This is a genomic window from Rufibacter psychrotolerans (genome assembly GCF_016924645.1).
Lineage (GTDB): Bacteria > Bacteroidota > Bacteroidia > Cytophagales > Hymenobacteraceae > Nibribacter > Nibribacter psychrotolerans.
The window spans coordinates 490,165-503,553 of sequence record NZ_JAFFJV010000001.1 but is presented as its reverse complement, the minus strand read 5'-3'; the positions used below and the strand labels follow the sequence as shown (position 1 = coordinate 503,553).

General features: G+C 53.6%; 7 protein-coding genes. All 7 read right to left on the bottom strand.

Annotation, left to right across the window (positions count from 1 at the left end):
• Positions 1 to 6: 6 nt before the first annotated feature.
• Positions 7 to 1,536: an ATP-binding cassette domain-containing protein gene (locus tag JT718_RS01965; RefSeq protein WP_205499987.1), complete on the bottom strand. Its 1,530-nt coding sequence runs from the start codon at positions 1,534 to 1,536 to the stop codon at positions 7 to 9.
• 498 nt (positions 1,537 to 2,034) lie between these two features.
• Positions 2,035 to 3,531, bottom strand: a complete 1,497-nt coding sequence (locus tag JT718_RS01960; RefSeq protein ID WP_240336859.1) for a calcineurin-like phosphoesterase C-terminal domain-containing protein — start codon at positions 3,529 to 3,531, stop codon at positions 2,035 to 2,037.
• 181 nt (positions 3,532 to 3,712) lie between these two features.
• Positions 3,713 to 4,687: a glycerophosphodiester phosphodiesterase gene (locus JT718_RS01955; protein WP_205499986.1), complete on the bottom strand. Its 975-nt coding sequence runs from the start codon at positions 4,685 to 4,687 to the stop codon at positions 3,713 to 3,715.
• Positions 4,688 to 4,867: 180 nt separating this feature from the next.
• Positions 4,868 to 6,307, bottom strand: coding sequence for a SusD/RagB family nutrient-binding outer membrane lipoprotein (locus JT718_RS01950; protein WP_205499985.1), 1,440 nt, complete (start codon positions 6,305 to 6,307; stop codon positions 4,868 to 4,870).
• Between the two features lie 93 nt (positions 6,308 to 6,400).
• Complete coding sequence (locus JT718_RS01945) at positions 6,401 to 9,739, bottom strand: SusC/RagA family TonB-linked outer membrane protein (protein WP_205499984.1); 3,339 nt, start codon at positions 9,737 to 9,739, stop codon at positions 6,401 to 6,403.
• Between the two features lie 813 nt (positions 9,740 to 10,552).
• Positions 10,553 to 11,824, bottom strand: coding sequence for a threonine ammonia-lyase IlvA (ilvA, locus tag JT718_RS01940; protein WP_205499983.1), 1,272 nt, complete (start codon positions 11,822 to 11,824; stop codon positions 10,553 to 10,555).
• A gap of 214 nt (positions 11,825 to 12,038) precedes the next feature.
• Entirely contained in the window at positions 12,039 to 13,082 is a 1,044-nt protein-coding gene (gene ilvC / locus JT718_RS01935) for a ketol-acid reductoisomerase (protein ID WP_205499982.1), read from the bottom strand.
• Positions 13,083 to 13,389 lie beyond the last annotated feature (307 nt).

Sequence of the window (13,389 nt, the reverse complement as noted above, 5' to 3'; positions counted from 1 at the left end):
GCCTCTTTAGCTGATGCAGGCACTCCCGGTTGCCTGAACAACCTTTCCATTCTCCAGTTTCAGCATCCTGGTCACGCAGTTCGGGATTTCTCGTTGGTAATGCGTCACGTAGATGAGCGTGGTGTTGCTGTGGGCGCAGATGGCCTCCATGATCTGCTGGAAGCGGTGTTGCTGCTGGGCATCCATCCCCTGGCAAGGCTCGTCCAGGATCAACAACGGAGGATTCTTGATGAGGGCGCGGGCCAATAAACAAAGCCGCTGCGTGCTGGCCGGCTCCAGCCGAAGATTCTTTTGCGCCTCCTGCCCTATTCCCAGCAACTCCAGCCACTTCATGGCTTTGGCGGCATTCTCGGGCACGCTTTTTTTGAACAGGCCCAAGGTATCGTACAGGCCAGACTCTACTACCTGTAGACAGGTCTGCTGATACGGGAAAAACTGAAACAGCTCCGGTGATACAAACCCGATTTTCTTTTTGATGTCCCAGATGGTTTCGCCAGTACCGCGCTTGCGATCAAACAACGTGATGTCTTTGGAAAATGCCTGCGGATTGTCGCCGTTCAGGAGGCTGAGCAAGGTAGTTTTACCAGCACCGTTGGGTCCCAGCAGCGCCCAGCGTTCGCCTTGCTGTATCTTCCAGTTCACTTGTTGGAGCACCGCTTTTCCACCGTATTCCACCGACACATTTTTCAACTCCACAATGGTGTCAAACTCAGAGGGCAATTCGGAGGACAGCAACTCTTTCAGTAAGTTCAGGTCGATGTTCTCGTGGGAATCAGGTTGGAAGCCATTTTGGTCAAAACTTTTCCTGGCCTGGGCCGACACCAGTTTCCCCTGATGCAAAACCACCACGTGCGTGATAGCCGGGGGAACTTCATCTGCTGTCGTCGCCATTACCACGGTCACGCCGGAGGCGATAATCTGGGTTAGCAAGTGGTTAAAGTTCGCGCGGGAAGCCACGTCCAAACCGGTGAGCGGCATATCCAGGAGCAACAGTTTGGGATTTTTTAGCAGGGCCGCCGCCATCAGCAAACGCTTGGTCTCGCCGTTGGATAGCTTGATCAACTCCTTCGAGAGCAACTCCTGTAAAGCGAAAGTCTCCACCACTTGCGCGTACGTCCAGTAGGCATCTCCCTCCTCTACTGGACGGGTAGAACTCAGGTAATCTTCCACCGTGGGCGCGTCCTCCACATCGGTGGCGTGGTAGCGCTGCTGATAGTAGAAGTTGCTGCTGTTGGTGGAGAAATTCTTGAAGGAATGGCGTTGGCCCACTTCGCTGATTAAGTCCTTGAATGTAAAAAGTGGGTCAGAAACGGCATGCTCCTGCACATACTCCTGGTAGAAGGCATGCGTCACTTCTCCGCCCACCACGCTCAGTTTTCCGGCGATGGCCTGCAGCAAACTGGTTTTCCCCGAGCCACTCTCCCCTACCACGGCCCAGTGCTGGCCTTTCTGCGCCTCAAAGGAAAGATCCCGGAAAATAACATGGTTCAGGTGACGGACCGTCACATTACGTAGGGAAAGGAAAGGCGATGACATGAAGGTTGGCAATGGTAATTCCTCTAAAATAGCAGGTTTGCCGCGCCTAACCTAGCCTTTTCTGCTCTTCTTGTTTTACGCCCTAAATCAGAAAATCAGGCCTGAAACAAGATTATGCTAGGGTATGCCCATTGCACCCGCTTTAGCCTGACATCACGATTTTTCATTTGCCTATACTATTCGTTACTATTTACACCCTCGCTCGCCTCTGGCGAGTGTGAGTCATCGGGCGGCGTCTCGCCGCTATGCTTAAATTGAATGAACTCGCAAGTCGGTTCACGGTGGCCAGAGGCCACCAAATAACTCACACTCGCCAGAGGCGAGCGAGGGATGGGAGTAACGTAATTCATCAGCCTTGACGCAAGTAGACACCTTCCTTTTAGGCCTGTTCTCGTGAAAACAATTCAGAAACAGAAAAGCCTTATGCCGATAGATACACACAAATGGGCTGCAGAAACCTAAGGATTTCCGCAGCCCATCACATGAGAAAAGGGAACGCTATACTGCCTGCGATTGGGTGTACACCTTCCCAAACCGGTCAGTCACTTCAATTTTGATTTGCTTGGCGCCCGCCGAGGGTTTGGCCCAGAACAAATGATCGGTCATGGTTGGGTCTACCCACTTGTGCTTGGCGGGAAGGTTTGGCCCGGCGTGCAGTTGCACCGAGAGCGGGTCCAGGCCCACCTCCTGCTTCATTTCGCCTTTGCGCATTCCGTCTTCAAACCACTCTACTTTCCACTCCGGGTCCCAGTTCCAGACGTTCACCACCACTTCCTCGGGGCGGTCCTTCACCGTGCCTTTCGGGTAGATCCTGAACTGGTGGTCGCGGTCGTGGCCCACTGATTTGTAGTACCATTTCAGCTCCGAGCCGTTCACCTCGTACACCCCGTAGCCGCTGGGCGAACCATCGGTACAGATGGGGCCGGTCCACCAGGCACCGCACACGGCTCCGTGGGTGTGTTCAATGATGTCGCCTTCTATCACTTTCTCGCAGATGTGCGTGTGTCCCGACATGATGTGGGCTTTGTAAGGCTTCAAGAGCCGGTACAATTCCTTGCGGTTAGACACCACGCCGCCCAGCGATTCGTCTTTGAGCTTCATGCGTCTTTTCTCCCCGCTGTTCACCGGAATGTGCACCGATACCACCACCATGCTGCCGGGCTTCACATAACTCAAGTCCTGCTCCAGCCACTGCAATTGCCGTTCCGTGAGGTACCCGATGTAGCGTTTGGCCGTGCCGATGAAGAAGACATCGTCCAGCACCACGTAGTGCACCTCGCCGCGGTTGAAGGAGTAGTACGTTGGTCCGAACAGCTTTTTGAACGTATCACCAGAGCCGTCGTCGGTGCGGGCGGTGAGGTCCATGTCGTGGTTCCCGATGACCTGGAAAAACGGAATACCGGAGATCCCGATGGCTTTCTGGTAGTCCTCAAACAGCTCAAACTTATCCCACACCAGGTCGCCGCACCCGATGCCGTGGAACAGCGTGTCTTTGCCGTAGCCGTCCACCAGTTTCTTCAGATCCGGCGCCGATACGTTCACCAGTTCCTCGGCGTCTTTCTTGTTGATCATCTGCGGATCGGCCCACACGACAAAATTGTGTTTGGTATCGTCCTGCGCCAGTTTCTGCAGCTCAAAATCGGCGGTGAAGCTGGACTTACCGGCCGGAATGGGCTGGTAGAATCTGGCCACGCCTTTCTCCTGAGGAATCTCGTAGCCGCGAGGCACCGAGATGTACACAAACTGAGCGGTGGCGTTGCTTTCCAGGGTGTACCGCCCTGATTTATCCGTAGTGACCAGGTTGATGCCATCGGTGACCACTACGCCAGGAATTCCTTTGCCTCCCGCCTGCACTTTGCCTTTGATGCCCACCGCGGACAGATCAACTTTCTGGTCGGTGGCTTTTTTGACGGCTTGCGCCTGCACAGCGCCCATAGGCAAGGTTAAACCAAGCCCCAGGGTACCTAAGCTTTGGAGGAATTTTCTTCTAAACATGTGTGAGAATTTGATAGATGGTAAGATTAGGGGAATGGGCCTTGAAACAGGCCTTTAAGTTTTAATCAGAAGGTTGCCGTTTTATGCCTTCTTTGGGCAAAACAGCCGTAAACCGCAACGGTGAACCAGAATGGTGGCTTTTGGTAGCCAGCAAGCAGGAAGTAGCACGAAGAGTAGCCCGCTACTTGGAGGTCAGTTTACGTACTTTCTCCAGCAGGATTTCGGGCTCGTTGGTGGTGATGAAATCGGCTTTGCGCTCCAGAAGCCAGTCCATCATGTCTGGAGCGTTGACTGTCCAGACGTTGACGGTGAGGTTCAGGGCGTGGGCCTCCTCTATCCACTGCGGATTTTTCTTCACCACGTTCTGGTGGTAATCGAAGCCGTACATTTTGTCTTTAGCAAGCTCGGCGGGAGTTTTCTCGCCGTTGAGGTACGCCACCTTGGCCGAGGGTTCCAGTTCCATTACTTTCTTGCAGATGGCATAGTCAAAGCTGATGTAGTCTACCCAACCCTGCGCTTTGTGTTTCTGCACCGTTTCCACCACTTTGCGGGCCAGGGCCTGCCCCCGCTCCTTGCTGATACTAGACGGTTTGATCTCCAGGATCAGCTTGGTTTTGTTCTGGTTTAATCCGGCTTGCAAATAGGCCTCCAGCGTGGGCAAATATTCACCGTTCGGCAGCTTCAGTTTGGCTAGTTCAGCGGCCGGGGTTTTCTCAATATGGGTGCCGTTTACATCGTGGTCATGGTGCACAAACAGCACCGAGTCTGAAGACATGTGCACGTCAAACTCGCTCCCGGCGCAGCCCAGCTTGATGGCGTGCTGTAGGGCGCCGATGGAATTCTCCGTAGCCCCGGTGTTCTTCCAGGCGCCGCGGTGGGCCACCACCCGGTTGGTGATGAATTCGTCTCTGACAATGCGGAAGGTATCCTGGACTGTGTTCTGCCCATGCCCTACGGCCAGCACAACCTCCACCCAAGGATCAACGAGGGGTTTCTTCAGTTTTAAGGTGTTGTCTTTGCCCAAGGTGAATAGACTGGCTGATTTTCCTACCAAGGTCACCTTCGTTTTGGACGCGGGTGCCAGCACTACTTTCCCCACCTCGGTGGAGCCGGGTTTGAAACTGTAATTGGTAAGGCTGATGTGTTCTTGTGCCATCGCATGGACTTGTACTCCTAGGAGGAAACTAAAAAGAAGCTTGATAGGAAGTACGTTTTTCAGAGGGAGCTTGATCATAGCAGATTTCTGTTAGGGTATAGTTTGGGAAAGCCTGCTGCTTACCAGAATCTGGAAACGCAGCAGGCTTAAGCACTTAATTCTTTGGTAAAAACAGCAAACTTATTTTTCCCACCAAACCTTGGTATTGATGTCATCGGTGCCCATCATCTCCACGGCTTTTCTGTAGTTCTCTGGGTTGTTGGTTTGCACAGTAGTGGGGTATCTGAAGCGCACCGGCACCACTTTGTTGTTCATCATGGCATTGGTGGTGGGCAGTACCGGGAAACCTGTGCGGCGGTATTCAAACCACTGCTGATAATCCACAAAGAACAAGGCCAGGTACTTCTGCAGCATGATCTGCTCAAACGTGCCGTTGTACGCCGCCGCCGGGTTGGTGAAGTAATCTGCGGGCAGCACGGCTCCCCACTGCTCAATGGCGGCTTTTACGCCTTTTTCATAGGCAGCTTTGGCATCGCCAGGCACAATGCCTTTCTGGGCCAGTTCCGCTTTGATAAACTCCACCTCGGCGTAGGGCATCATCACGGTGATCATAGGCGTGGTTACCAGGGCAATGTTGAACGTAGAGGGAGCAAAGTTGAACTGGGTGTCGCTTCCTTCATACCCACTGGGAATACCCCTGTAGCCAATCTGGGTTTTACCGTCTTTAGAGGTTGCCTTGATAAAGAACTTTTCCAGACGGGGATCATCCAGGGCGTTCAGGTGATCAATGAAGAAGGAAGACGCCGCCCTACCGGTTCTGAAGTCTACGGCCCGTCCCCAGGGGGATACCATGGGCGGAATGCCAGATATCTGCAGAATGGCCGCATCTGCGTTGGACGTGAATACCGGGTACTTGGTAGGGTTGTTAAGGATTTCGGCCATCTTGGCCGCAGCGTTCATTTCTTCTCTTTTGGAAACCCTCAGCAGCAACCTCAACCGAAGGGAGTTACAGAACTTACGCCATTTAGCCACATCTTTGTGATACAAGATATCATCCCCGTAGATCATGGACTTGACCGGATCAAACAAGGTACTGGCCCTTTCCAGGTCGGCGAGAATTTTGGTGTAGATCTCTTTCTGAGTATTGAAAGCAGGATACAGAAGCCCCTCTTCGCCCCGGCTGGCATCTTCCATGGGCACATCGCCAAAGCTATCTGTCAGTAAAGAGTACCCCCAAGCGTTTAAGGTCAGCGCAATGGCTTCGTAGTTAGGATCACCAGCTATCACGGCCGCGTCGTGCATTTCTTTGATGTTGGTTAGCCAGCGGTAGTAGGTGTTCCAGGTGGAGCTGCCGGAATTCTCCGTGACATCATAGCGGTGAATGCCGCCCGAAGCACTGGGGAACGGAAGCGCCACCTGCATGAGGTCAAAGGTGAAGTCATCGGCCCGGTTGGCGTTGAAGCTGTTCATCTCATAGAGGATGGGGTTGAGCAAGGTGCCGGGGCTGATCAGTTCAATCCGGTTAGGGTCTGTGTTGATCTCCTCGAAATCATCGGTGCAGGCGGTAGTGAAGCACCCAAAAGCAGCGAGTAAAACAAAGGTCTTCTTTATAGATATCATGGTTCCTGGTTCTTTGGAAGAACTGCCCGCCGGCAAAGCAAGACCGCCGGGAGTTCTGTCGCTTTTTTGTGAATGACTAATCTCTGAGGGGTTTTAGAATTTGAGCGTCACGTTCATGCCCATGGTTCTGGTAGAAGGCATCTGCCCCATTTCAATACCGGGCATGATGTTGCTCCCGTTGAGGGCCGCCGTTTCTGGGTCAAACATGGGGAAGTTGGTGAGCATGGCCAGATCGCGGCCGTAGAGGGCAATGCTGGCGCCGTTGAGGAATTTGGTTTTGCTCAGGAAAGAGGCAGGTAAGTTGTACTCCAGACGCACTTCCCGCAGCTTCAGGTAAGAGGCGTCAAAGGAGTTAGACTCCACGTTGGCGCGGCGGTAATAGCGGGTGTAATAGTCGGCGGGGTTTACTTTTTTAGTATTCTGGGTATAGGTACCATCGCCGTTCAGCACCACGCCGTCGCCAATGATGTAGCCTTCCTCGCGGCCCATCAAAGTGTGCTTCAGCTTGCCTTGCTCAGACATTTTGTGGTGGGTCTGGGAATAGACGATGCCTCCGTAAGAACCATCCAGCAGAAAGCTGAACCGGAAGTTTCTGTATTTAAATTCGTTCAGGAAACCGCCTTTCCAGTCGGCGTAGGCGTTGCCTATGTATTGTACTTCGTCTGGATAGGCGGGTAAACCGCTCTCATCGTACACAATCTGGCCATCGGGGCTTCGCACAAACCCGAACCCGTAGATGTCACCGGTGGTACCGCCCACTTTGGCAATGATGGAGGCCTGGCCACCCACGCCCAACACCTGCTGGTCTTCAATACCATCGGCCAGTTTCAGCACCTTGTTGCTGTTCTTGGACCAGGTAACCGTAGATCTCCAGGAGAAATTGGGGAGCTCTATGGGTCTGGCGTTCAATACTAATTCCACCCCTTGGTTTCTCACTTCCCCCGCGTTCAAGACGGCTCTGGTGTAGCCGGTGGTGGGGTCAATGGGAATCTCCAGGATCTGGTTTTTGGTGTAGTTTCTGTACACGGTGGCGTCAAAGCCAAGGCGACCGGTGAACAGCATAAACTCTAGCCCTGCCTCATAGCTGGTGGTGATCTCAGGCTTGAAATCTTTGTTGTAGAGGGTGGTGGGCACAGACCCGGAGCCCGCAAACTCACTCTGGTTGTAGTATTTTCTGGTTCTGTAGGGGTCCGTATCATTTCCTACCTGGGCAGCAGACATCCGCAGTTTAGCAAAAGAAACAGCCGTAGGCAATCTGAACAGATCACTCAAGATAAAGCTGGTGCTAATGGAAGGATAGAAGAAAGAGCTGTTTTGAATGGGTAACGTACTGGACCAGTCATTGCGGGCAGTGAGGTCCACAAAGATCTTGTCTTCAAAAGAGAAAGCGGCCAAGGCGTACAAGCTGTTCACTTTCCTGTTTCTATGATGCGTGGTCATCATGGGGGTGCTCAAACCATTTGACAGCTTGTACACCGCCGGACTCACCATGCCGTCAATCACTCCATCCGTACCCCGATACCGCTGGTTGCGCAGGTTCCCACCTACCGAGGTTCTCACATCTATCCTGCTTCCTAGCTGCTCTTTGTAGGTCAGCAAGGCGTCTGTATTGATCTCAAAGTCAAAGATGTTCTGCTCTTTGTAGTAGCCGTACGGGAAGTTGGCTGAATTGAACGGGCGGCGCATGCCGCGGTCCTCGGCCGTTAAGTCAATACCCGAGCGAACCATCAAATCCAGCTTGGGGGAGAACTCATACGTAGCCGCTATGTTCCCAACGGTTGAGTAGTTGTTCAGCGAGTTGGTCATCTCATACGCGATCACGTACGGATTGTCTATGTACGAGCTGAACGGATGGATCTGCTCCACTTGCTCTCGCCCATTCTTCCACCTGGGCTTGTACCAGGCCAGATCCACATTGGGGTTCTGGAAGATCATAAAGTACGCAATGGACTGGTTGCTGTACCCTGTACCGGGCAGGTTGTCGCTCTTTTTGTTGGTGAAGTTTACTTTGGAAGTAAACTTCAGTTTATCAGAAATGTTGTAGTTCAAGCTCAGGGCGGCGGTTAAGCGCTCATACCCGGTGTTGGGCATGATCCACTCGTTTTTGGAGTGCGTGATGGAAGCCCTGGCCGACCCGTGCTCTCCCCCGCCCTCCAGCGCTACGTTGTTGGTGAGGGTGTACCCCGTTCTGAAGAACCCCTTGATATTATCTTTGTAAGGTCTCCAAAGTTGCCTTTCGGCCGATTGGCCTTCCAGCGTAGGGTCATACTGGTAATAATACTGGCCGTTGAATTTAGGCCCGAACGCACTGCTGGTACTGCCGGTGTTGGCGCCGTCTTCAGAGGCCCCGTAGGAGTAATAAGGCTCCCCATCCTTAAAGGACTTGCCAGTGCCCTGGCCATATTCATACTGGTAATCGGGCCATTTAAGCACATCATTGAAGCTGATGTTGGTGTTCACCGTAACGCCAATGCCCTTGGTGCGGCGTGAACCCGATTTGGTGGTGATGATCAAGGCTCCGTTGGCTGCCCGGCTTCCGTAAAGCGCTGCGGCGCTAGGGCCTTTCAGGACGGTGATGCTTTCAATGTCATTCGGGTTGATGTCGGCAATGCCGTTCCCGAAGTCCACCGGAATGTCCGCACCGGAGCCAGCCCCATACGCATTGTCTACCCCCGAGCTGGTCATGCCGCTGCTCATGGGCACGCCGTCTAACACAATGAGGGCATTGTTTCCGCCCGGGTTCAGGGAGTTGTCGCCCCGTAAACTGATTCGGGTAGAGTTCACCGGTCCCGAGCCCGGAGAAACCAGGTTCAAACCGGCCACTTTTCCAGACAGGGCCTGCGCGAAGTTGTTGGGCATGGCATCGGTCAAGGCTTCGCTGGTGACCGTCTGCGTCGCGTATCCCAACGCTTTCTGCTCCCGCTTAATACCAAGGGCAGTTACTACTACTTCATTGAGCTGCTGACTGTCCTGCACCAGGTTTATGGTAACCGCTGCCTCGTTCTGCGTGAAGGTTCTTTTGAGGGAGGTGTAGCCCACAAACGAGAACACCACTTCTGCGCCCTTAGGCACCTGGATGGAGAAAGAACCATCAGCACCGGTGGCGCCTAGGGCTGTTCCGTTGGAGGTGATCACCACGCCCGGCATGGTGCCCATCTCGGCGGAAGAAACGGTACCCGAGATTCTGACTCTTTCGGTTTGCTGGTTGCGCAGTGCCACAATGGTCTTGGCCTGCTGGGGCACGTTGCCGGCTGCGGGATTAGTTTGGGCCAGAACGGTCTGGGGGGATAGGTGAGCCTCCTTCCCCACTGATTCCGAGGTAAGATTCTGCGCCTCTGCCAGGGGAGGCAGGGCCAGCAATGAAACCCCCAAAAGCAGCGTGCGGGGGCTCAGGTTTATCCTCTTGGTAGAAGGACGTAAACGTTGTCTCATGGTGGAGTAGTCTGTTTATGGTAAGTTAGAAAGTGCCGATGGTGACGGGTTGACCAGCGGGTGACGGGCAGAAAATGGTAATTTTCCTATAAGCAAGACGCCCTTGGTTTTGACACTTCAAAAGTAGTGGACTGGGGTGTTTAAGGCCGACTTGGGGCAGTTATGCTTTTGTAAAGCTTCTATTACCGCAATGTTTTGTGGGTTTATAACCCATTGCATTTGTTTCAGGCTTGTTTTACCAAAAACTTGTATAAACCGGAAAAGGCAGTGAGATGCTGGATGAAGCTTGAAGAATGAACGGAAAATGCGGTAAAAGAGCAGAAAGCGTTTTAGACCCGTTTTGGACAAAGTAGGCCGAAAAGGCAGTAACGGACACACCCGCCTCCTCATGACGCTACGTGGCGGCTGGTGGGGCAGCATGGCGGTTCTGGTATTGGCCCATTATGGCGCGGATTTACATCCGTGACTTTCTGAGCAGTATCAATTAGTCACGGAAGTAAATCCGCGCCATAGAAAAAAGAAGACACTCCAGAATGCCTAATCTGCACGAGTACTCATCTCCCTACTCCCTTCAAAGGGGAACCGAATGCGTAGTACCTGAGAGGAAAATCGACAACTAAAATTCGGCACTTGAAAACTGGAACTGTGGGCTTGCTCTGTTCCAATCTTAATTCCTGATTATGGTGCCTTTTCTGAAAAACACCCTTGAAACAGACCGGCGCTGAAAGCAGAAAACCCCGCTCCCTTTTCAGGGGCGGGGCGTTCCGTCAACACAACACTAAATAAACAGACTAAAACAAACTATACTGGCTCTTACACAAACATATTCAGGAAGTCTTGCCGGCCGTTGAGGTACTCGTAGGCAAAGCCTTCTTCCAGCATGCGCAGCTTAATGCCTTCCACGTCATGCGGCTGTTTTACCTCTACCCCAATAAAGACCGGCCCTTTTTCCTTGTTGTTCTTCTTGATGTACTGGAAGTGGATGATGTCATCCTCGGGCTGCAGCACGTGGTTCACGAAGGTGCGCAGGGCGCCGGGCTTTTGGTTGAACGTGACCATGAAGTAGTGCTTGAGGCCCTGGTGCTGCAGGGCGCGCTCCTTGATGTCTTCCATGCGGGTGATGTCATTGTTGCTGCCGCTGAGCACGCACACCACGTTCTTGCCCCTGATTTCTTCGGCAAACGATTTCAGGGCCGAGATGCTCAGGGTGCCGGCCGGCTCCAAGACCACACCTTCCTCGTTGTACATCTTTAAAATATCCTCACAGACCTGGCCCTCGGGCACCAGCACCACTTGGTCCAGCAGTTCGCGGCAAATTTCAAAGGTGATTTCGCCGGGGCACTTTACTGCGGCCCCGTCCACAAACGAGTCAATGGTGTCCAGGGCCTGCCGCTGCCCTTCCTTGATGGACTGGTACATAGACGGCGCGCCCAGCGGCTGCACCCCGATGAGTTTGGTGTGAGGACTTACTTGCTTAAACACGCTGGACACCCCAGAAGCCAGGCCACCGCCGCCAATGGGCATGAACAGGTAATCCACGGCAAAATCAGCGTCTTTAAAAATCTCCAGCCCCACGGTGGCTTGGCCCTCAACAATGGCCAGGTCATCAAACGGCGGAATAAAGGCGCTGCCCCGCGCATCACAGAACTCCTTGGCGGCCTTGAACGTGTCATCATACGTGGCCCCGGTGAGCACCACCTCCACCATGTCCTTCCCGAAAAGGCGCACTTTGTTCACCTTTTGGGCGGGCGTTTGGGCGGGCATGAAAATGTAGCCCTTGATGCCCAGCAGTTGGCAGGCATAGGCCACCCCTTGCGCATGGTTCCCGGCGCTGGAGCACACAATCTCGCGCTCCCTTTCCTCAGAGGACAAGGAAGAAATCTTGTTGTAGGCTCCTCTGATCTTGTAGGACCGCACCACCTGCAGGTCTTCGCGCTTCAGATAAATCTCGGCCCCGTAGGTCTGCGACAACCACAGGTTTTTCATGAGGGGCGTTTTGTAAATCACTCCCTTCAGGTTTTTGGCCGCCTTCTCTACATTGCCCAACGTGACTACGTTCTCTACTGACGCTAACACTTTCTGCATGGTGATTCTGGTTGGCCCCACCCCAACGCCTCCCCAGCGAGAGAGGCGGTACGGCAAGGCGTTTTGGGGCTGTTTTCTGGGAAACAGGTAATTTATTCGCTGGCGCGCATCTCCAGACGCGCACCGGCATGGAATTATGTTTTCGGCCTGTCTTGGAGAAAACAGGCCGAAAACGCATCTTCTATCCTTCGCCCTCCTAAGTAAGGGCGAAAACTTATCTTCCGGAGCGGAGCTTTCTTACGGTAGCCCCGGTCTGCCATAACTCAGACTCACGGACTTCTTTCAGCTCGGCCTCCAGTTCCTGACGGTAGCCCGGGGTGGAACCCCGCTGAATGGTACGGGCGGCTTCCTGGCCAGAGGCCACGCTGTCGTACAGTTCGTTCAATACCGGCAACGTAGCCTCGCGGAACTTGCCTTTCCAATCCAAGGCACCGCGCTGGGCCGTTACCGAGCAGTTGCTGAACATCCAGTCCATGCCGTTCTCGCCCACCAAAGGCACTAAGCTCTGGGTCAGTTCTTCCACGGTTTCGTTGAACGCTTCAGACGGCGAGTGGCCGCGCTGGCGCAACACCTGGTACTGGGCCTCAATGATACCCGCCAGGGCACCCATCAACACGCCGCGCTCACCGGTCAGGTCAGAATACACTTCTTTTTTGAAATCGGTCTCGAACAGGTAGCCAGAGCCCACGCCAATGCCCATGGCAATGGCTTTCTCGTAGGCTTTGCCGGTGGCATCCTGGAACACCGCGAAGGAGGAGTTCAACCCGCCGCCTTCCAAGAACAGACGGCGCAGGCTGGTACCGCTGCCTTTGGGCGCCACCAGGATCACGTCCACATCGGCCGGGGGCACAATATTGGTCTGCTCCTTGAACGTGATGCCGAAGCCGTGCGAGAAGTACAGGGTCTTGCCCGGCTTGAGTCTTTCTTTGATGGTGGGCCACACGGCAATCTGACCGGCGTCTGACAGTAGGTTGCAGATGATGGTGCCGCGCTCCACGGCCTCTTCAATGGAGAACAGGGTTTCGCCTTCCACAAAACCGTCTTGCTTGGCTTTCTCCCAAGAGGCGGAATCCTTGCGTTGGCCCACAATTACGTTAAAGCCATTGTCCCGCATGTTCAACGCCTGGCCTGGGCCCTGCACGCCGTAGCCAATCACCGCAATCACTTCGTTTTTCAGAGTTTCCTGGGCTTTTGCCAACGGATATTCATCGCGGGTTACCACGGTTTCTTCTACACCGCCGAAATTGATCTTTGCCATTTTACTGTTTGCTAATAAGGGTTATAAGTTGATTTACACATCTAAAAAAAGCACTTCTGCGCTCTTTGCGTTTTTGCCCTCTTTTCTAGAAATCAGGCCAAAAACGACTTTTACTTTTTCTTGTCTCCGGCGCGAGTCTCCAGACTCGTGCCGATATGTGGTTGGAGTCTCCGGACTCCCTATTATCTCCTTGTGGTTCCCGGCGAGTCTGGAGCGTTCGCTTCATCTTTTGTCACGAGACTGAAGTCTCGCGCCAGTTGGAAATGCCTTCTTCTTGTTAGTCACGGAAGTAACTTCCGCGCCATAG